The sequence below is a fragment of the Acidobacteriota bacterium genome (assembly GCA_028875575.1).
Taxonomy (GTDB): Bacteria; Acidobacteriota; Terriglobia; order Versatilivoradales; family Versatilivoraceae; genus Versatilivorator.
Map to the genome: position 1 here is coordinate 75,444 of JAPPDF010000049.1, position 20,158 is coordinate 95,601.

At 63.3% G+C, this 20,158-nt stretch carries 13 protein-coding genes; 5 read left to right on the top strand and 8 right to left on the bottom strand.

Annotated features, from left to right (window positions below; translation table 11 throughout):
• Positions 1-193: 193 nt before the first annotated feature.
• The 3 genes from OXI69_07670 to OXI69_07680 are packed head-to-tail and all read right to left on the bottom strand — an operon-like array spanning position 194 to position 4,993.
• Positions 194-1,951: a family 10 glycosylhydrolase gene (locus OXI69_07670; GenBank protein ID MDE2666012.1), complete on the bottom strand. Its 1,758-nt coding sequence runs from the start codon at positions 1,949-1,951 to the stop codon at positions 194-196.
• An 18-nt stretch (positions 1,952-1,969) separates the two neighbouring features.
• Entirely contained in the window at positions 1,970-3,934 is a 1,965-nt protein-coding gene (locus OXI69_07675) for an Nramp family divalent metal transporter (protein ID MDE2666013.1), read from the bottom strand.
• A gap of 33 nt (positions 3,935-3,967) precedes the next feature.
• Positions 3,968-4,993, bottom strand: coding sequence for a Gfo/Idh/MocA family oxidoreductase (locus OXI69_07680; protein MDE2666014.1), 1,026 nt, complete (start codon positions 4,991-4,993; stop codon positions 3,968-3,970).
• Positions 4,994-5,292: 299 nt separating this feature from the next.
• Between OXI69_07680 and OXI69_07685 the strand changes: the two genes are divergently transcribed.
• Both OXI69_07685 and OXI69_07690 read left to right on the top strand, forming a co-directional pair.
• Positions 5,293-6,378 (top strand): DUF1080 domain-containing protein, encoded by a 1,086-nt coding sequence (locus tag OXI69_07685; GenBank protein MDE2666015.1) that lies wholly within the window; start codon positions 5,293-5,295, stop codon positions 6,376-6,378.
• A gap of 105 nt (positions 6,379-6,483) precedes the next feature.
• The gene (locus OXI69_07690; GenBank protein ID MDE2666016.1) at positions 6,484-7,833 is read left to right on the top strand and encodes a hypothetical protein; all 1,350 of its coding nucleotides are present in this window, start codon (positions 6,484-6,486) and stop codon (positions 7,831-7,833) included.
• A 177-nt stretch (positions 7,834-8,010) separates the two neighbouring features.
• Here the strand turns inward: OXI69_07690 and recQ are convergent, their stop codons facing one another.
• The 5 genes from recQ to OXI69_07715 form a co-directional block, all read right to left on the bottom strand.
• Positions 8,011-10,230 carry a DNA helicase RecQ gene (recQ, locus tag OXI69_07695; protein ID MDE2666017.1) on the bottom strand — a complete coding sequence of 740 codons (2,220 nt, stop codon included), beginning with the start codon at positions 10,228-10,230 and terminating at the stop codon, positions 8,011-8,013.
• Positions 10,231-10,441: 211 nt separating this feature from the next.
• A complete protein-coding gene (locus OXI69_07700; protein MDE2666018.1) occupies positions 10,442-10,828 on the bottom strand; it encodes a type II toxin-antitoxin system VapC family toxin in 387 nt (128 codons plus the stop codon).
• The gene (locus OXI69_07705) at positions 10,825-11,082 is read right to left on the bottom strand and encodes a type II toxin-antitoxin system VapB family antitoxin (protein ID MDE2666019.1); all 258 of its coding nucleotides are present in this window, start codon (positions 11,080-11,082) and stop codon (positions 10,825-10,827) included. The genes OXI69_07700 and OXI69_07705 overlap by 4 nt, the downstream gene beginning before the upstream one ends.
• A 251-nt stretch (positions 11,083-11,333) precedes the next feature.
• Positions 11,334-12,839: a DUF1501 domain-containing protein gene (locus OXI69_07710; GenBank protein MDE2666020.1), complete on the bottom strand. Its 1,506-nt coding sequence runs from the start codon at positions 12,837-12,839 to the stop codon at positions 11,334-11,336.
• Between the two features lie 16 nt (positions 12,840-12,855).
• Positions 12,856-15,429: a PSD1 and planctomycete cytochrome C domain-containing protein gene (locus tag OXI69_07715; GenBank protein ID MDE2666021.1), complete on the bottom strand. Its 2,574-nt coding sequence runs from the start codon at positions 15,427-15,429 to the stop codon at positions 12,856-12,858.
• 315 nt (positions 15,430-15,744) lie between these two features.
• Between OXI69_07715 and OXI69_07720 the strand changes: the two genes are divergently transcribed.
• From OXI69_07720 to OXI69_07730, 3 genes are all read left to right on the top strand, one after another.
• Positions 15,745-17,007, top strand: a complete 1,263-nt coding sequence (locus OXI69_07720) for a phytanoyl-CoA dioxygenase family protein (protein MDE2666022.1) — start codon at positions 15,745-15,747, stop codon at positions 17,005-17,007.
• Between the two features lie 75 nt (positions 17,008-17,082).
• On the top strand, positions 17,083-18,408 hold the full coding sequence (locus OXI69_07725; protein MDE2666023.1) for a sialidase family protein: 1,326 nt from the start codon (positions 17,083-17,085) through the stop codon (positions 18,406-18,408).
• Positions 18,409-18,476: 68 nt separating this feature from the next.
• Positions 18,477-20,024: a PQQ-dependent sugar dehydrogenase gene (locus OXI69_07730; GenBank protein MDE2666024.1), complete on the top strand. Its 1,548-nt coding sequence runs from the start codon at positions 18,477-18,479 to the stop codon at positions 20,022-20,024.
• Positions 20,025-20,158 lie beyond the last annotated feature (134 nt).

Sequence of the window (20,158 nt, forward strand, 5' to 3'; positions counted from 1 at the left end):
GGTTCATGACGCCTTTGGGTCGGAGTTCGGCTTGCCGAGCGCGGCCATCCATCTCTCCCCCGGCTTCGGTCAGGAAAGCGGATTGAAACACCGACTCCGCAGCCGAAGACGACAACTTCACTGAATCTCACCCTGCTTCGGTGGGCAGAGAAATCTCTAAAGCTCCACAAGGAATGCGGATCCCGCGGCCCGCTCAGGGCTGGCGGTAGCGGACCTCCACCTCCAGTTTCTCGATCAGGATGGGGTCGTCCGCCTTCGGCCTGGGCTGGGTGAGGCGGAGGCCGACCAGGTTGGGGCCGGGGGCAAACAGGTCGGGCGACAGCCGGTCGAAGACCAGCCAGCCGCCCTCGTGGCCGGGCATGCCCAGGTGTGCGTTGTTGAGCCGGGCTTCGATCAGCTTCTCGATTCCCCTGGCGGGAGGGATGTTCGCAAGGCGGCTGTCGGGATGGCCGATGGTGGCCACCGTAACTTCCGGAAGGCGATCTTCCTGGGGCAGTCCCTTGGCCGAGGGATCCGATAGCAGGACGCGTAGCGAGAGCCGTTCCAGGTGCTCGCGCTCGACTCCCAGGTCGTCGGCCACGGCGACGGTAAAGAGGCTGTCGGCCTTGCCGTCGTTGGCCAGCGGGGCCGGCAGCGGCGCCAGCATGTTGGTGTTGAAGTACATCCAGCGAGGCGTGCTCCAGTCCTGGGGGTTGGGGATCACCGTGGGACCGTGGCCGCCGCCGCGGCGCTGCACCACGAACCGCTTGTTCTTGCGGTGCAGTGTCTTGGGGCTGCCGATTTCCCGGTAGGCCGCCAGGTGGGTCTCCCAAACCCCGCGGAAGGGGAAATCGGGAGCGTGGTTGAAGTTGAAGGTCTGGATGCCATCCGCACCCTGGCGCCACCAGTTGGCGGCCACGCCGCGATAGATGTCGATGGGAGGCGTGGCGTAGCCGTCGGAGGCGTGGTGGTCGTCCACGCTGGGATAGAGCTTGACGTGGGTGCCGGCGGCAATGTCGCGAAAGGCGGCGATGTCCACGTCGAAGCTGCGAACGCCCAGCGCCAGCACGTCCACCAGCCCTTCGCGCACCCAGGTCTCGATATCCAGCCCGTCGAAGCGGCAGCCTTCCAGGCTTTCAGGGATTCGAGCTCCGATGAGCAGGGGCCGGCCCCGTTTCCGGGCCGCTTCTTCGGTGATGGCTCGGAACTTCCGCATGAAGTCGGTCATCTTGTCCCGATTGGCCCAGGCCTTGCCGGGGGGCAGCACCGGGCACACCCTGGCGAAGTCCAGCGAGATGCCGTCGTAGTCGAACCGCTCCGCGATTTCCCTCAAAATGCTCAACTTGTAGCGGCGCACTTCGGGAATGGCGTAGTTCCACAGGCCGACCGGACCGGGCCAAGTGTGGATCAGCCATTCCGGGTGCTTCAGCTTCATGGGGACCTTGCGAAAGGGCCCCAGGTCGTTGTCGGAGCCGTTGATGCGGAAGTTGTAGAAGGCCTCGATACCCCGTTTCCTGGACTCCTCGGCAAAGATGGCGGCGATGTCGATGCCCTGCTCCTTCCAGCGGCGGTAACCCTCGGCGTCATAGAGTGGCATGATCCGGCTGGGCCAGGGTGACACATTGCCTTCACCCCAGCACCACCAGACGCTGTCGATCTGAACATCTGCGGCGTCGATGACGTGGAATTTCCACTTCACCAGTTCGGCCGGGTCCCGGCCCCCGAAATTTCGATCGCCGGAGATGGTGTCGAAGTTGATGATGATCCGCCGGTCCCGGCCGGCGGCGGCTAGGTGCTCATCGGAAAGTTGCACCGGCTTGGCGGCGTCTTCTGCGCGCGGACGGAGGTCCGTCGCGGGGCCCTGAGCGGACAGGATCAAAAAGGCGGACAGCAAGAGCAGTCGAAGAAGGGACATGAGGGCGGTTCCTCCTATGCGGGCTTCCTTGTGGAGCGGCACCGGCTGCAGCAGCATGAGACGCCTGCTGGCGGGCTACAGATAGATCCATACGATGACCGAAATCCCCAGAAAGAAGGCGCCGCAGATCAAAAGGCCGGCCTGCATGAACCAGGGCGGCCGGATCCGGGCCGGCAACAGGGTGCGGTTGACGTAGAGGGTGTGCAGGGCCGTGGACGCCAGCGCCAAATTCCCAAGGATGGCTCCGATGATGGCCAATGTGAGGGGCTCGAACAGGGAGAGCCAGACCAGGCCCCAAACGGCGTAAACCCCCAGGATGGTGTAGTAGATGTAGCGCACCTGGGGGCCGCGGAGACGTTGGGCCCGCTGGCTGCTCGACCAGAGCACGTCGGTCCAGCGACGGGCAATGGCCTCTCCGGAGAAGATCTGGCCCGGCGCCAGAATCAGGAAACCGCACAGCAGAGTGGCGGGCCAGAGCAGCCACTGGAGATCGGGGTACCTACGGGCGGCGCCGTCGGCGATCATGGCGGCGACGCGGTGCCCCTCCACCGGCACGTTCCGAAGGAATTCTAGTGAGACCAGGCAGGGCAGCGCCATCCCCAGGAAGCAGCAGAATGTCCACACCACCAGTTGGTCACGCTGGACGTAACGCATCCAGCCGCGCCAGCGCCCCAGGTTCGCCTCGTCCATGGGAAAGGTCTTCCCGATGTGCAGGAGCGTCACCGAGCTGCCGCCCACGGCGCTGGGGATGGCTCCCACCAGCTTGCCCATCCCCCACCCCTTGTCTCGGGCGTAGTTGGAACAGAGAGCGTTGCCCGTGCCCCCGATCCCGGCAATGGCGGCAAAGGCGGCCAGAATGGCCCAGTTGAGGTCGGGCAATCGGCCGTATTCCCACAGGTAGCCGAGCATGCCCACTCTCTCCACCCCCTGGTAGGCGAACAGCGACTGGGCCCGGCCGGCCGCCGTGGCTGGAAGATCTTCCAGGCGATCGTAGTATTGCACCTGTCCGCCCTGCAAGACCTCGATCCGGTCCAGCTTCCAGGTCTGATCGGCCAGAACCTGGCCGATCAGCCGCACCTGGACACCGTCCTGCGTGTCTTCCACGAAGAAGCGGCCCTCGTGGGCGAGGGAGTTGGCGCGGTCGACCAGACCCTGGCGCACCACCGCCAGATCGGCCGGCACGGCGGCATGCATCCCGAATCGCTCCGGCTCGGGGCCGCGGGAGGCCACAAACTCGGTGATCAGCGTCTGGCCGGGCTCGACCGTTCCCTTGATGGTGTAGCGGTCGCCGCCACGCGACTCGCTCAGCTCGAAATGGGGTCCTACGATGATCGTGTCGGCCCGCAGCGGCAAGGCTCCGAAGCGGAAGAAGCCGGTCACCACCTCGTGCAGGCTGGCATAGGAGACGGTGAAGACGGACAGGATGCAAAGGAAGCTCAGCGCCACGATCACCTTGAGGGACATCAGGCGTTCAATGCTGCGGTAGATGGTGCCGCCGAAGATCAGGGGGAGAAAGGCCAGCAGGAAAACGGCGTAGCCGAGCAGCTTGACCAGCCGCACCTCGGAGAGGGAGGTCCCCAGCAACTGAACGGTCCCGTCGCCCGGCAGGTGGCCCAGAAGGGCTGCGGCCAGAGGCACCGCGGCCGTGGCTGCCATGAAGGGCCAGATATTGCTGACATCCATCAGAAGATACCAGGCCGCCCAGACTTTCGGTCCGGGCCGGGTCCGCAGGAAACCCACGTAGACGGGTTCGCCGCAGTAGAGGGCGTATCGCATCACCTCCAGGTTGACGACGAGTTGACAGAGGATGCTGATGGTGGCCAGCCAGAGGATGGTGCCGCCGTACTGGCTGGCGACAGCCGGACCGAAGAGCCACTCCCCGGCGCCGATGGCAACCCCGGCCATCATCATGCCCGGACCGATCAAGGCCACCCAGCTACGCAATCCCATTGCCGGGGGAGCGGGGAGGTTGGCCATGGTCCAGCCCGGAAGTTTTCCGGCGGCCACGGTGGCGGTTCTTGCGGAAGGGGTATCGTTCATGAGGACAGGGAACCTCGCGTCCCGGTTCAGGGGTCAACTCAGGGCAACCGTTTTTCCCGTGCGGGCCGACTGATACAGAGCCAGCACGCTCCGGAGGAGGGCACGGCTGAGATCCAGCGAAACCACCGGGGCGGCACCGTCCAGGATGCAGGCCTCCATGGCCTTGACTTCCGCCTCGTAGGAGTCCACGGCCGGAATCCGGATCGTTTCCTGACCACGGTCGGTGCCGGTGAAGGTCAAGCGCCCTTCCTTGGGGGGATCGCCCGGCCAGTCCGCCCCCGACAGGTGGTCCATGACGGTCAGCATCCCCCGGGTGCCGATGATCTGGGCCCCGCGGCGAGGGGGCGACTGCATGCCGCAGGAGATTTGGGCCACCATCCTGTTTGGGAACCGCATCTGGGCGATCAGGGTGAGGTCCACGCCCGTAGGTCCGAGCGTCTGCTGCGCCCAGACCTCGCTAGGGGGTGTCCCGCCTGCCAGGGCGATGGCGAAGGCGTTGGGATAGACGCCTACGTCCCACAATCCCCCGCCGGCCAGCTCCGGTTGCAAACGGATGTTGCCGCGGTCTTCCGGCGGCAGACAGAAGGCATCCCAGCACGTCACCAACTCCACTTCGCCCAGGCGCCCCTCGGCCATGATCCGCTTGATGGTCCGAATCTGCGGATGATGAAGAAAGGAAAACGCCTCGAAGATGGTGACGCCGTTTTCCCGGGCGGCGGCTTCCACCGCTCGCAGGTCCTCCAGGGTGGTCACCAGAGGCTTTTCGCACAGGACGTGCTTGCCGGCCCGGGCGGCGCGAATGGTCCATTCGGCGTGCAGGGTGTTGGGCAGCGGGTTGTAGATGGCGTCGATCTCCGGGTCCTCAACCAGCTCCTGGTAGCTGCCGTAGGCCCGTGGGATCCGGTTTGCCGCGGCATAGGCCTCGGCCTTTTCCAGGCCGCGGCTGGCCACCGCTGCCAACCGGCTGCGCCCGGAACGCTGCATGGGTCCCACCATGGCAACGTTGATCCAGGCTGTCGACAGCAGACCCCAGCGGACCTTGTCGGTGACGAGCGCCATGGCGGCGAAGGCAGTCCTTCCCTTGTCGCTGCATTCGCCCGCGGAGCCGATCCGCCAAAGACGAGCAGGAACGATCAATGTGTGAAGACCCGGAACTCACGGCATCATAGGTGGCGCCCCCAAGGCTGTCAAGGTGAGGAGCGGCGGGGGAGTGACCTGGCGCGACATGCGGGCCGCAGGGCTAACCTCGGCTGCGGGCACAACCGGGTCCGACCGAAACCGTCGAGTCCATTTGAGGTATGATCTTGCAAAACGATCAGACCCGACCCCTTTCGAGCACCCATGGGAGGAGCGACACCGTGTCTATCTTTCGGCAAATCCGCCTCGTCCTGGTTCTGGTGGGCTTGAGCTGGCTGCAGCTTGCCCCGGGCTTCAGCCAATCCCGCTCAGCCTCGGATTGGCTGGCTCATGACCCCGACCGGCCCCGGCCGCCGGTGGTGTCGCCGGCACGCCAATCTCTCCCGGTGGCTCCTCCCGAGGACGCCGTGGTGCTCTTCGACGGGACCGGCCTGGAGGGATGGAGAAGCGAGGACGGAGGGCCGGCGCGCTGGAAAGTGCAGGACGGGGTCATGATTTCGGTTCCCGAAAGCGGTTACGTGTATACCTCTCAGGCCTTCGGCGACGTACAGCTTCACGTGGAATGGGCGGCTCCCCTTCCGGTGGTCGGCAGCAGTCAAGGGCGCGGCAACAGCGGCGTCTACCTGATGTCCAAGTACGAAGTCCAGGTTCTCGACTCCTACCAGAACGACACCTATCCCGACGGTCAGGCGGGCGCCGTCTACGGACAGTACCCGCCACTGGTGAACGCCAGTCTTCCCCCCGGGGAGTGGCAGGCCTACGACATCATCTTTCGCCGCCCACGCTTTCACCGGGACGGACGGCTGGCCGCGCCGGCCAGGATGACGGTGCTTCATAATGGAATCCTGGTGCAGGACAACGTCGAACTCTGGGGCCCCACGGCCTGGCTGCAGCATGGGCCCTACACCTACCACCCCGACAAGCTGCCGCTTGCCCTGCAAGACCACGGCAACCCGGTCCGGTTCCGCAATATCTGGCTGCGGGAACTGCCGGAGCATGCCGAGCCCGAGCCGCCCCAACGTCCCGGCCCGCCCGCCATCGTTCTGGCCCCCGGAGTGTTGCAGCGCTATGCAGGCCGTTACCGGACTCCGGACGGACACGAGTTCGTGATCTCCCTGCACGGGGACCACCTGAGGGCGTTTTTTTACCGCAAACCGGAGATCGAGCTGGTGCCCCGCTCGGAAAGGGAGTTCGCCCTGCGCTGGACGGCGGCCCGATTGCTGTTCGAACTGGATGGGGAGGGCCGCCCCACCGCACTCATCTTCGAGATCGGCGGCGACCGGCGTCGCGTAGAGCGGGTGGACTGAAATCCTCCTCTTCTCATTGCGTCAACTCCGCGGGAAGGTGGATCTCCCATCCCTCCGCAGTTCCCAATCAACAAGAAGAGTCCACACGATCCAAGGAGGCTGGTCATGGACAGGGCACGTCGGCGCTTCATTCAGGGACTGGCTCCGGCCGCGGTGGCCGCTGCCCTGCCTGGGAGGCTTGGAGCCTCGGCTTTCACTGGGGAGGGACAGAAAGGGCAGGAGCCTTCGTCGGGACGAGCCGCACAGGAACGCACCCGAGAGACAGACTTTGCCATGACCCGGCAGGAGCTGGAGCGGAAGGCGCTGCGCATCCAGGCTCTGCTGGAGGAAGAGACCCTTCAGGTTCACGGGCTGGTCCCCATGTTCGTGCGGGCCTCCGACTATCGACTGCCGACCGCCGAAGACTACGCCGGGGCCTACCGGCATCGCCACCTGCGGGGAAAAACCGAGGCGGAGCTGGGCTTGCCGCCCATGCATGTCTGGCGGGCCTGGGAGGATACGGCAGCCGACACCGCCTTTTACCTGGCCGCGCTCTCCTGGCAGTACCGCTGCACCGCCGATTCCCTGGCGCTAAGCCGCTGCCGCCGGACGCTGAGAGCGCTCAAGACCGTCTACGACCTGGGCGCCCAGGCCATGGAGTCCGGCTTCCTCTGCAAGCCCTACGGGGGCAAGGCCAGCAACCAGACCTCGCCGGACCAGCTCCAGTGCGTTTCCTCGGGACTGGACGCCTTCCGCCGGATCGCCGGCCCCCATGACGCCGCGCTGATCGGCAAGATGTTCCAGGGGTTCGCCGACTTCGAGATCCGCCATGACTACTACCACCCGGGGACCTACTTCGCCGTGCGCCTGAAGCCGCGCTACCGCCTCTGGGGTCCCGACTGGCAGCCGGGGACCAAGCCCTGGAGCATCGGCATCATCTACGTCACCGTGATGGTCCACGCCTGGCGCAGCAGCGGCGATCCGGAGTATCTGCGCCAGATCGAGCGCTGGTATGCCGGTTGCGGCCTGGACCATTTCCCCTCCGGGGGAAGTGGAAGAAGCTACCGCGAGCTCTACCTGCCCAGCCTGCTGATGGAGATCGACCCCTGGCGCCACCGGATCTGGCGCGCCATGATGCTGGGCACCTTCCACAACGTCAGAGGCAGCATTCAAACCGACGGAACCATTCTTCAAAACGGCCGCTGGGGCCCCGGACCCTACCGATCGGGCCGCTCGGCCATCTACGCCCGCGGCATGGTGAGCGCCCAACGCTGGTTTCCGGAAGAGCCCCTGGCCGCAACCGCCCGCCGCATCCTGGAAGCTCTGGACCTGCCCACCTTTCGCTTCATCCTGCCGCCTGCGGAAGGGGAGTCTCTGGCTCCGGAGTGGGAAGTCGAGACCGAACTGATCGACCACGACTCCCTGACAGCCTGGTTGTGGACCTATTGGGAGGGACGCTTCTACGATTACTGGTGAGTCCCGGCGGTGCTTTCAGTGGAATGGCAGGCCTCGCCGACCCAATCCCAGGCACCTTGGTTGCTGGAGCGCGATCCCGGCCGTGACCGCCCACCGGAGCAAATGGTCTCTCCTCAAGTTTCGTTGTTGAGAGGAGTGGCGACCGGCAAGCCTTGTAACGGGTGCAGAGCTGCTGGATCAACGCCCGCTGTCATGGCTCTGCAACCGATAGATGAATCGCATCAGCAACAACTCTTCGTAACTCACGGACTTGTCAAGGGCGTCAAAAACCGGGCGCAGGAAGTCGGAGCCCAGCTTGTCGAAGACAGCCAGCACCTGTTCCTGCACCTTTGATGACAACTGGGATTCGGCCCGAAACCGTTCCACCGTTAGCACATCTCCCGATTGTATGTACCTTTCCAAATGAGAGACGATCGTCTGGCGTTTCACCCCATAGGCTTGCATCAGTTGGGTTACCGATTCTCCGTTCCGGAAGCGTTCGCCCACTTCCCGGCTGCGAGAATTGGAACGTCCTGAAGCAGATTTGGAGCGCCGAGCAGATTTGGGATTTTCCTTGAACCCCTTTTCGCGGCAATAGGCGGCGATGATGGGCAGGAAGATATTGGCGTACCTTGCAACTTTGGCCTGACCAATTCCGTGCAAACTTTCCAACGATGCGGTGGAATGAGGGAAATAGGCTGCCATTTCCTGTAGAGTCCGGTCGGAAAAGATCACGTAGGGCGGAACGTCTGCAGCGTCTGCCAGCTCTTTGCGCTTGGTGCGGAGTAGTTCGAAGAGTTGATGGTCGTACCCGGCGACTTCGTCGACTGGAACGGCGCGACCGGTGGACTTCTCTCCTGTTTCCACCGGTGTCCCCCACACCTTTTCTCCCTTGAGGACAGCCCACCCCGTCTTCGTCAATTTGACGCTACCATGCTCCATGTCTCGAGCAATCAGCTTCTGCTGCGTGAACTGCTGCGCCAGGAGTTTCCATTGCTCGGCGGAATACTCCTTGCCAATGCCATAAGTGGAGAGACGGTCATGTCGCTGCCTTGTCACCTTCCTTGCCCGCGAACCACGCAACACGTCGATGATGTGACTGATGCCGAAGACCTGGTGGGTCCGCACCATGCAGGAGAGAAATTTTTGGGCTGGAAGGGTCAGGTCAGCTTGCTCCTCTTCACTCTTGAGGCAATTGTCGCAGGCTCGGCAGTTTTCCGATCCGTACGCCTCTCCGAAATAGGCCAACAATTCACGACGACGGCATTCCCCCGAGGTCGCCCAATCCACCATGGCTCGCAAGCGCTTTTGCCGTCCCTTGCGTTCAGACTCCGCGCCCTGCTGAATGAAGTATCGGATGGTGTCTACGTCGCCATAGCTGAACAGCAGCAGACAATCCGCCCCAAGCCCGTCTCGACCGGCACGCCCGATTTCCTGGTAGTAGCCTTCAACGTTGTTGGGCAGATCCACATGGAGCACAAAGCGCACGTCCGGCTTGTCGATACCCATGCCAAAGGCAATCGTTGCGACCATGACCTGCACATCGTCGTGGATGAAGGCCAGCTGGTTGTTTTTGCGGGATTCATCCTCAAGGCCGGCATGATAGGGCAATGCCGAGAACCCATGCTCCACCAGTGCCTCGTGCAGCGAGTCCACTTGTCTACGGGTGGCGCAGTAGATGATGCCCGACCGATCGGGATGGGCACCCAGGAAGTCCAGTGTCTGTCCCAGCAGGTTTGTCTTCGGCTCGACGGCAATGAAAAGGTTTGAGCGATCGAAGCTGGCAATGAATTCGTTTTCGTTGCGGAAACCCAGTGTCTGTCTGATGTCGGTTTGGACACGAGGCGTCGCCGTTGCCGTCAGGGCAACACATACGGCGTGTGGGAATCGCTCCCGTACGGAGGCGAGTTGGCGATATTCCGGGCGAAAATCGTGCCCCCATTGAGAAATACAGTGAGCTTCGTCAATGGCCAGGCATTCCAGCCGACAGTCGTCCAACAGCCGCAATGTTTCGGCCCGCAAAAGCGCTTCGGGCGCAAGGTAGAGCAGCTTCACCTCCCCCGTTCTGAGCCGATCGGCGGTCGATACATATTCGTCGTGGCTGAGGGTGCTGTTGAGAAATACGGCGCGTACTCCCAACTGCCGCAACTGGGTCACCTGGTCCTGCATGAGTGAAATGAGCGGCGAGACGACCACCGTCAGCCCGTCGAAGAACAGCGCCGGCAATTGGTAACACAGGGACTTGCCCCCACCGGTGGGCATGATGACCAGGGTGTCGCGGCGCTGCAGAATGTTTGCGATGATCTCTGTCTGTAACGGTCGAAAATCATCGTAGCCGAAGACGTTCTTGAGGGTGTGGAGGGGGCTGGGCGAGGGCGGGCGGATTCCTGATTGACGATTGGGGGATTCGGTGTTCATTGGCTGGTTCTTGACTAGCCTCCTCGGCAGGGAGTCGTGGCCGGCTTCAGAACGATTCCGTCGGCGCCGAATCTTTGCAGTGCAGGAAGGAGATCTCCTATTTTCGCAGAACCGCAATCAGTCGATCGATGGAACGGTTGCCGTAACCAATGGCGTAGTGGGGAGTGGGCGGATGATGAAACATACTTGGGGAAGGGTACTGACCCTACTGTCACGCAGGCTCAATGTCGGTTTGAGCAAAATCCTTGCCTTTGAACAAAAGGGGCTCCCCCGTGGCATCCGCGAGGGCATAAGCGAAGCAGTCACCGAAGTTCAACCCTGCCGGATGGTTGCCCTTGCCGAATCGCCGCCATGCCCGGCGGGCGGCTTCCACCTGTTGAGGCGTGACCGGCACTAGCTCGATTCCTGCCCGTTCCAGAAAGACATCGAGTTCATGACCCGCAGCCAAACCGCTCCGGCTTTCGACCACAATGGCGGCTTCCAGCAGATTGGCCGCCGATATTCGGCAAGGCGAGGTCTCGATAATCGATCTTGCGTAGTATTCCGCATCCGCTTCAGCGAACAAGACCGCCAGCACCGCCGATGTGTCTACAATCATTTGGGCAGGCCCCGCTCGTCGTACAGCAGGTCACCATGTTCCAGGGACGAGGCCCCCTCACCCACCAGCTTGGCGCAACGTTTTCCGATGGCAAGCAACTCCTGAGTTCGGGCATCCACGTCACGCCTGCGCTTCTCTCGATCCAACCGTTCCCGCAGCGCAACCTTAATGGCGCCGGTCTTAGTCTCACCGGTTAGCCGGGCGAGTTCCCCGGCGAGTTGGCAGGCCTCTTCATTCTTGATGTTGAGACTCATCACAGCCTCCAGGGTAGAATTCTCAGAAAGGATTCTACCTTAAGCTTCAACTCGATGCGACCAATAGGCCGCGTCAGCGGGGCAGGGTGGTCGTAGGTCCCGGGTCGAAAGAGCAGCCGAGCCGTCCTCGGGATACCGTACCGGCACCCACTGGCTGGTCGGGAAAGGACCGCCAAACTGCAGAGTCATTGCAGGGAACAGAGAGGGAGTGCTGTACCTGCGGTCCGGGTCCGGATTGGCGCGAGACCGCCTCAGACCAGGATTTCCTTCATCACGCGGCCGCCCAGGTCGGTGAGGCGCTTGAAGCGTCCGGCGTGGTAGTAGGTAAGCTGCATGTCATCCAGCCCCAGACAGTGCAGGATGGTGGCATGCAGGTCGTGCAGATGGTAGACGTTTTCCGCGGCCTTGATGCCCAGTTCGTCGGTGGCTCCGACGACGGTGCCCCCCTTGATGCCGGCGCCGGCAAACCACATGATCATGGCGTCCTTGTTGTGGTCGCGGCCCGGATGGGAGCGGAAGAAGTCCATGGAGTTGTCGGCGGTGCGGCCGAATTCACCGCCCCAGACCACCAGGGTCTCGTCCAGCAGCCCCCGCCGCTTGAGGTCCTTGAGGAGGCCCGCCACCGGCTGGTCGGTTTCCAGGCCCCGCTTGCGGTGCTCTGAGGCGATATTCTCGTGGGAGTCCCAGCCGTCGCAGTAGATCTGGACGAAGCGCGTTCCCCTTTCCACCAGCCGACGGGCCATCAGGCACTTGCGGGCCATGTGCTCCGACATGGCGTGGTTGAGCCCGTAGAGTTCCTTGATGTCCTCCGGCTCCTTGTCGATGTCCAGGGCCTCCGGAACGGCGAACTGCATGCGGAAGGCCAGCTCGTAGTTCCTCATGCGCCCCAGCAGGTCGCTGTTGGAGGGATGGGACTGCAACAGCTTCCGGTTGAGCCGGTTGAGCAGGCCGATGTTGGCCTCCTGGCGCTGCGGCGTCACCCCTTGCGGGGGTTCCAGATCCACAATCGGCACTCCCTCGGAACTCAACAGGGTTCCCTGGCACTCGGCCGGCAGGTAGCCGTTGGAGTAGTTGACGGCTCCTCCCTCGATTCCCCGGCGCTTGTCCGGCAAGACCACGAAGGCCGGCAGGTTCTGGTTCTCGGTGCCCAGTCCGTAGACCGCCCAGGACCCCAGGGAAGGGCTCCCCGGAATGGGAAGTCCGGTGTTCATCAGGAAGCTGCCCACCGGGTGGCTGCTGGAATTAGTGTGGAGGGACCTGACCACGGCGATGTCATCCACGCAGGTGGACAGGTGAGGAAAGATCTCGGAGACTTCGGTGCCGCACTTGCCGTGCCTGGCGAACTTGAAGGGGCTCCCCACGTAGAGGCGCTTTTCAAGGCTGCCGTAAATGCGGGTCACCGGCGTGCCGTGGTAGCGGGCCAGCGCCGGCTTGGGGTCGAAGGTGTCCATCTGGCTGGGCGCGCCGAACATGAAGAGAAAGATGCAGGACTTGGCCTTGCCCGGCAGGTGGGGAGGCTTGGGGGCCAGCGGGTTGCCGGCGGTCCTGGAAGCGGCCAGCAGGCCGTCCTTGTAAAGCATCGAGGACAGCGCCACTGATCCCAGACCCTTGCCGAGACGATAGACGAACTCCCGCCGTCCCAGTCCAGGGTCGCTTGCGGGGGGCACGGGCTCCACGTCGCTGCAGAGCTGAACTCCGTTCCTTCGAAGGAGCCATTGGCCCTTGCCGATTCCAGAGGATTGCCTGTCGTATTTCATGGTTTGCGAACGCCTTTTACTCCAGATAGATGAATTCGTTCATGTTCAGCAGCACCAGGCAGAGCTCCTGCAAGGTCCCCTGCCGTCCCTTCAATCCCGAGGCGGCCCCGGAGGAATCGCTTAGCGCCGCCGGGGTCAGGGAGAGCTGGCGCGGCGACGGCTGCAGGAAAGCCAGGCAATCCACCGCTTCCGCGTGGTCCGGATTCCGCTGCAAGGCCAGCTGGAAGGCTCGCTTGACCTGCAAGGCCACATCGGCTCCAACCTCCCTTCGAATGCGGGCCGCCATGGCCCCGGCCTGCTGGTGGGCGAAGGCTCCGTTGAACAGCGAGAAAACCTGGCTGGTAACAGTGGTGACGTTTCGGACGGCGCACCTCTCGGAGGTGTTGGGTCCGTCGAAAACGGTCATCATCGGGAGTTGGAAGGACCGCATCTGCAACATGTAGATGCTGCGCCGGTTCTGGTCTTCCTGGGGAGAGGGCTCCCACCAGGTCCGGGAGCGCTTCTGCCACTCATCCTCGGCCTCCGGAAGGTAGGGCGGGCCGCCCATCACCGGGTTCAGGTTGCCGCTTACGGCCAGAAGGCTGTCCCGGATGACCTCGGCCTCGGCCCGAATGGGACTGCGCTTCCACAGCAACTGATTGGCTGGGTCAAGCTCCTCGAAAGCCGCGTTCTCCGCGTTTTCCACCGACTGGCGATAGACGCTTGACTGCAGGATCAGCCGATGCATCTCCTTGACGCTCCAGCCCCCTTCCACGAACTGCCAGGCGAGCCAGTCGAGGAGATCCTGATGGAGAGTGCCGCTGCCGTTCCTGCCGAAATCGCTGGCCGTCCTCACCAGGCCCTGGCCGAAATGGTGCTGCCAGATGCGATTGACCATGACCCGGGCCGTCAAGGGGTTGTCCCGGCTGGCGATCCACTCCGCCAGCAGCTTGCGGCGGCTCAGCCCCAGCCCGTCCAGGTTGGCCGGTTCGGAATGGCCGGTGATCGCGCTCAGGAATCCCGGCTTGACTTCCTCGCCTCTCAGCTTGAGATTGCCTCCCTTCAGGATGTAGGTGGCCACCGTCCTTCTCAAGGGAGCGTCAGAGGTCAGGTAGGCCATCGCCTTGTAATAGTCGGGGCTGCTGGGATTGGCGAAGCGGGCGGTCTGGCGTGTAATCAGAGCCAGCCGATCCTTTTCCTCCCGGGTGTAGAAGTCTCCCTTGGCCCAGGGCATCCGCTTGAGATCGGGAACCACCCAATCCTTGAGATCCTGGGGACTCATCAAAGTGTAGTGCGGCGCTTCCCGCTTCTTGAGTCCGGCCCTGAATTCCTCTGCAGCCTTCTTGCGCTCGGAAAGCACCCGGTCCCAGGCCTCGGACTTTCGCTTCCACCAGTCGGGCTGCTGGAGAGGGGCTTCGTACTGGGTGAATTTCAAGTCCTTGGCGCTGAAAGTCAGTGGAGCGAAGAAAGCTTCCAGACGGTAGTAATCGCGGGTGGGTATGGGGTCGTACTTGTGGTCGTGGCAGCGGGCGCATCCCAGTGTGACCCCCAGAAAGGTTTCTCCGGTGGTATCCACCACGTCGATCAGGACATCGCGCCGACCCTCGGCGGCACTGCGTTCCACCCGCACTCCCAGCGTCAGGAAGGAGGCCCCGATTTTCCCCTCGTCTCCATAGGCACGGAAGGCATCGCCCGCGATTTGCTCCTTGATGAAGCGGTCGTAGGGGCGATCCTGGTTGAAGGCCCGGATGACGTAGTCCCGGTAGCGCCACATGTGGGCGCGCGGATACTCCAGCCCGCCGCCGCGGGTGTCGGCATAGCGCACCAGGTCCAGCCAGTGCCGTCCCCAGCGCTCGCCGTAGCGGGAGTCGGCCAGCAGTCGCTCGATAGCCCGGGCGTAGGCCTCTGGAGACGCATCCTCGAGGAAGCGGTCCATGTCCTCGGGAGTCGGAGGCAACCCGATCAATCCGAAATAGAGCCGCCGCAGCAACGCCCGGCGCGAAGCCAGGGGCGCCGGACGCAGTCCCTTCGTCTCCAATCGGGCCAGGATGAAGGCGTCGATGGGGTTGGCCACCCAACCCTGCCGTTTGACTTGGGGAACCACCGGCTCCTTCAGCTCGGTCCAGGGCCAGCCGGGTTTGTCCTCCTGCTTTCCCGCGGCTTCTTCAGTGACCGCCATCCCGTCGATCCAGCGGGCAATGAGATCGACTTCCTCCTCGGACAGGGCATTGCCGCCCAACGGCATGGCAGGCTCCCTCTCGCCCCGCAGGCGAAGCATCAGCGGACTGGCCTTGCTGTTGCCGGCAATGACGGCCGGTCCGTCCAGAGCACCGCCCTTCAGCAGCGAATCCACGGTTTCGACGACCAGGCCGCTACGGTGGGACTGGGAACTGTGGCAACTGCCGCAGTTGCTCTCCAGAATGGGCCGGATCTCCTGCTCGAAGCCGGAAGCGCCATCGGCCGGGTTGGGAGCGCTCAGCCCGGTTCCGTTCAGAGCCAGGCTGACCAGGCCCAAGCCGATCCAGGTCAGGACAGGCCTTGACCGGCGGCAGGGTGCGCCAAACCAATGCAGACAGGTCCAGGCTCGAAGTGTTGGTACGATGGAAACCACCCCGATACCCCCTCTTGGGATGACTTTGGGAACATGGCAATGTGTCATATCGCCCTGCGGTTGTCAAGCGAAACAGGGGAAAGACAGGGGCGAACCGGTAGTCGTGCCGCGGCAGTGGAGGGCATGGGCGGCTGACAGGCCACAATGGCTTGACCTGTCTTCTCAAACGCGCCAAACTACCCTTTCTCAGTGAGCAGACGCCAGGAAAGAAACAGTTCCAGGCGGCATCCGCCCCCGACTGCATGCGGGGTGCAAGCCGCCGGAGTTCATCTCCCTTGCCTGGAGCACCCCACCACACCCACTGGAGGAAACGGCATGAACCCGAAACGGGCACAGTTGCTGTCTGACGGATACGTGATCCTGCGCCAGGTCGTTCCCCCCGAACAACTGGATCGTTTGCGAAGCGATATCGAGACGGTGGTGGCCCGCCAGCGGGCCGGCGACCCCGAATGGGACCGGACGCCCCAACCTCGGGCTTCCATCGTCGACCAGGTGGAGGCGTCCACCATTGGCGCCTTCGAGTTCCTGTTGCACCCCAACACCCATGGAGTCAGCGCCGAAGTGCTCGACTGCCCCACGGAAGCGGTGGCCTCCAACCAGGCCCTGGTCATCTGCAATCCCGAGTATTCGCCGGAAGCCCCCCCGAGACCGGGACAGCATTGGGGGACCGATCCCCGCAACTGGCACCGTGACGTGCGGCCCGATCGGGATGGACCGCTGAGTGCGCACATCGAGGATCAACTGGCCAACGGTCCGGCCTACGTGCAGTGGAACATCGCCCTTTACGAGGACCACATCCTCTACGTGGTCCCGGGCAGCCACCGCCGGCTGAGCACCGAGATCGAGTCTTCCCACCTTCAGGGGGAGCGGGGCACCACCAGTCCGGTTCCGGAGAGCATCCCCGTGGAACTGGGTCCGGGCGACGGAGTCGTCTACAACAACCTGATGCTGCACTGGGGCAGCAAGTACGGCCCCGAAAAGAAGCGCCGCACCGTCCACCTGGGCTATCGCTCCTTCGGCCACATCTTCCCTCGCCAGCAATGCAACCTGCCGATGGGATTCTGGAACCGGTTCGCGGAGGGGACCCCGCAGCGTCGGGTGGCTGAGCACTGGTTTGGGCTCTTTCAATCCGAGTTTGCCACCATCGAGGAGACGCTCCGCGCGGCCCTGTCGGGGAACGGAGAGGCGTTCGAGGCGGGACTGAGCCGCCTGCACCCACCCGAGAAAGGACGGCGGACCTGCCTGATCCTGTTGGCCAAACAGGTGCTGGCCCTCCACCAGCAGAGAGGATTGCCGGGCGGTAACGGGACCGGCCAGTCGGTCTACGATTGGCAGCTTCAGGAACTGGCTTCACGTTTCAGCGACCGGGAACTGGAGCGGTTGTGGCGGCGTTTCCAGCCCATCGACGAGGCCTTGCGGAGCGGCGCCACCAGGCATGTCTCCGGTTTCCTGGGTCCGACGACCGACTACGAGTTCGAGAAGGTGCCGGCGGGGATGACGGCCGAGGGGATATGCGCCGAGGTTCTGGGTCAGCCGCAACGGCTCTTTCATTCCGGCTCAACGCCACTTCCCGCCTGAAACCGGCTTCCATCGAGGGAAGCCGGGAAACTGAAGGCAGTCACAATCAGGCGCAACACCGAAGGAGGTTGTTCCATGACGACTCGACGGGCGTTCCTCATGCAACTCGGCGCCGTCTCGGCGGTTTCGCCGCTAATGGCGAGTACGCTGCCGGCCCGGCCTTCTCCTCGGGAAGAGGACGAAATGGCCCGGACGCTCAAGGAGTTCGAGCCTCGGGGCTGGAAGCGGCACATGCTCATTCAGGGAGACGGCAAGGGAGGCTGGGTGGTTCGGAAGGCCGAGATCAATTTCCATCACTACACCCCGCCGGGCCGCCGCCCCCATCCCCTCCAGGGACAGGGAATCTGGGCCTTCGGAGTGGTTGAGATGGACAACGGCGAGTTTGCCCTGCTGGCCAGTTGGGACACCGACAACGACCAGACCCACGGAACCGACGTCACCTGTGAGGACTTCAAGGGACCCATTGCCTGCGAGAAGCTGATGATCGCCTTCAGCCGGGACAAGGGGCAAACCTGGACCAACTTCCGGCGGATCGAGGGAGGCGAAGGGCGTCCGGTGCAGTTGACCTACCTGGGCAAGGGGAACCTGACGTTCCAGACAGACCGGGTGAAACCCATCCTGCAGTACTTCAGCAGCGACTATGGGCGGACCTGGGAAACCAACGAGTTGCCGCCAAGCTCGGACGGGAAGCTCTTCTCACCCTGCGACAGCAACAACCTGGTCGACCGCGATGGGGAGGGCAACGCCGTCCGGCTCGCCCAGATCGGCTACCAGTGGCCGGCGGAGCCTTCCATCGGCATGGTGCGCTGGTCCGAGGACGGTGGGCGGACCTGGGGCAAGGAGGTCGCGCCGCCCCAGTGGCAGTGGCCGGTGGAATATCGCGGAAAGACCTACACCCTGGCCACCAACGAGGGCTCGTTGGTGCGGGCCGCCAACGGCTGGCTGGTGGCGGCTCTCAGGACCGATCTTCATCCCCGGATTCGCCCCCTCAAAAACGGGGGTCTGGCGGGTACGGTCGTGTCCATCTCCAAGGATGAGGGACTGACCTGGTCGCCGATCAAGGTGCTCTTCGAGTCCGGCCGCCACCACCCTCACCTGCTGCGATTGCCCAACGGCGACATCGTCATGACGGTCATCCTGAGACAGGACGTGGAGAACGGCAAGCTGGTCAGCTACCGCCGTGGCTGCGAGGCGGTGATCAGCCGCGACAACGGCCAGAGCTGGGACGTTGCCCACCGCTACATCCTGGACGACTTCGAGTACTCCAACGGCCTCCCCCTGAGCACGGCCACCGGCCATCTCTACTCCACCCTGCTCGAAGACGGCCACATCCTCACCTGCTACGGGCACTACCCCTCCAAGGGCGCCTGCCTGGTCCGCTGGAAGCCGACCGAGGCCTGAGGCCTTCCGATCGGGATTTCCGGTGCAGCGGGAGCCTGTGACGATGCAAGAAAATTTGTTAGGTGCAAGTGAAGAAGATTAAACGGCAAAGCGACCTGCCAAGCCACAGGAAAGATTTTTGGCGAAAGACGGGTCTTGGGAGAGACTCAGCCATCGCTCACCCCACACGACTCTTCTTTGCCGCTGCTTTCCTGGTCGGCGCCTCCTGGTCAGCGCTGGTCTTCGGCCAGGCCAAGGACCCCCTGGACTCCTCGAAGGTGCTGAAACTGACCACCTTCGCTACCCATTCTGCAGCCTCCTCGCCGGAAGCCGCCATCGACCTGACCCACCCACGGGATGGATCCGGAAGAATCTTCGTCAGCACCAACGAGGGCAGGATCCATGCCTTCTCCTCCAGCGGAAAGTCCCTCGAAACCTTCCTGGATTTCAACACGGCTCAAGTTCCCGACTTTGAAGCTACTGTGGATTTCACAACCAACGGGCTCTCCTACATCGCGTTCCATCCGGACTACGCCAGCGCCGGTGCTCCGGGAGAAGGAAAGCTCTACACCTTCTACAAGAGCCGGATGCCGGGAACCCGCGCCCCCGACTACAGCGGAGCCGCACTGGCGACAAGGCCGGGAGACGTGCTCAGTCAGTACGTCCTCATCGAATGGACCGTCGACGGGAACGATCCCAACCGAATCGATACCGAATCCCGTCGCGAGGTGATGAGGATCGAATTCAGTGGTCCGGCCGTTACCGTCCACTCGATCGGCGAGATTAGCTTCAACCCGTTCAGCAGGCCGGGCCAGGCCGACTACGGGAATCTCTACATCACGGCGGGCGACGCCTTTGCCGGAGGCGCGCTAAAGAACTTCCAGTTCGTGCAGGACCGGGACAATCCGTTCGGCAAGGTGCTGCGCATCAACCCGCTTCAGAAGGGCGACGCCCCTTATTCCATCCCGCCGGACAATCCATTCCAGGATGGCGGGCCCCTGCTCGACGACGACGGCAATGTGGAAGAGATCTTCGCCTGGGGCCTGCGCTATCCCCAGAACTTCAGCTTCGCCAGGGACGCCCGAAAGAGCCCCCGCTTGATCGTATTCGACATCGGCGCCACCGACTTCGAAGAAGTCAACATCGTAGACCTGGGAGACAACCACGGCTGGACGCGCTACCGTGGTCCGGTGGAAGGAAACCCGAAAACAGAACTGAATCTGCCCTCCAGGTCCAGACTCGAGTATCCCGCCGCCGTTTATGACCACACCATTCCGACCCTTCCCGGCGGGACTCCCGAAAAGAGAAGCGCGGCCATTACCGGTGGGTTCGTGGTCTCCGATCCTGGAGATCCGGGTTTCCAAAAGCAACTGGTCTTCGGCGACCTGGCTTGCTGTGCCTTCTTCCACGCCGACTTCGAGGAGTTGCTGGCAGCCGACGCAGCCAATACTCAGGCGCCCGTGCACGTGATGGCGGTGAGTGTCGACGGTGGTCCCCCCGGACTCTTCTGTGACTCGATCGGCAAGGGTCGGGGCGATGCCCGCTTTGGCGTGGATGAGAAGGGCCGACTCTTCGTTATCAGCAAACAGACCAATGCAATCTATCTGACCGATCTGATCGCCGACCAGGAACCCTGAAGCCAGGAAGGGTGGCCCCAGCGTCTTTCTTCCAGGGGTTAACGGCTATTGATCCCTGCGGGGTCGGATCGCGCTGACCACCACCGCGTAGAACAGCGTCACCAGGCAGGAGGAGGGAATAATCCACATGAAGG